Origin of the sequence: Halorubrum sp. SS7 (genome assembly GCF_005435055.1) — an archaeon.
In the GTDB taxonomy this organism is placed as follows: domain Archaea; phylum Halobacteriota; class Halobacteria; order Halobacteriales; family Haloferacaceae; genus Halorubrum; species Halorubrum salinarum.
The window spans coordinates 1-883 of sequence record NZ_SGXV01000151.1 but is presented as its reverse complement, the minus strand read 5'-3'; the positions used below and the strand labels follow the sequence as shown (position 1 = coordinate 883).

The following is an 883-nucleotide window of genomic DNA, read 5'->3' as shown; positions in this document are numbered from 1 at the left end:
GTCTGTGAAGGAGAACCGAGAGTCGACGACGTCCTCCTCCTCGAGACGCGACAGCGCGTAGCGGACGGTCCGTGGCGGGAGCAGCGTCTCCTCGGCCAGTTCGCTCTGCGTGAGCGTGTCGTTGTAGTCCAGTACCTTCGCGACCAGCTTCGCGCTCGGGGGGAGGTCGCGAACGGCCGCCCAGCGGTCCGCGGTCCAGTCGTCGGCGGTGACGGCATCGGTCGTGCTCATGCGTGTCCCGATCGTCGGGATGCTGTATGATAATATTTACTATCCATTCTAATTACTACTACGTATCTCACGGCGGCGACACCGCGGACAGTGGTCAGTACAGAGTCTGTGTTGAGCGATTGCCGCGGCGGGGCAATACAGGTACACCAACCGTTCTATGATGTCCTCAGTACGGTGGTTAGATTGAGAACGGGAACTGGTCTTTGACGGATTGAAACGCAAGGCGGCCGAGTAGTTGTGCTGGACCTCGCTTCGGGAGGTCACGAGTGATCTCCAGTTCGCTTGGCGGAGTGCTTCCGCCGAGTCCGAGGTCCCAGTCTGTCTCTGCGTCGAAACGTTCAACCGCAGTTTCAACGGCCTCACGTACACCGTCAGCATCCATCGTTTTGACGACGTTGTCCTGCATTACGATCTCACCGTCCACGATAACCGCCTCTACGTCAGCAGGTGCCGCGTTGTTCACGATGTGTGCGGGGATGTTCGTGAGCGGCGTGAATTTCGGTTTCTCCACGTTCAGTAGAATGACGTCAGCTCGCTTCTCGGGTTCAAGACTCCCGATTTCGTCGCCGATACCGAGCGTACGTGCGCCCTCGATGGTGAGCATCCGAACGAGTTCCATCGAGTTATACTGTCCAGTAGAACGTTTGAGGTT

General features: G+C 58.1%; 2 protein-coding genes. Both read right to left on the bottom strand.

Translation table 11 applies throughout. From position 1 onward, the window contains the following. On the bottom strand, positions 1-231 hold a 231-nt coding region (locus EXE44_RS17265), incomplete at its 3' end, for a winged helix-turn-helix domain-containing protein (protein ID WP_137717996.1). Between the two features lie 178 nt (positions 232-409). Continuing rightward, positions 410-883 (bottom strand): amidohydrolase family protein (locus tag EXE44_RS17260; RefSeq protein WP_158293494.1); only part of this gene is annotated, 474 nt, incomplete at its 5' end.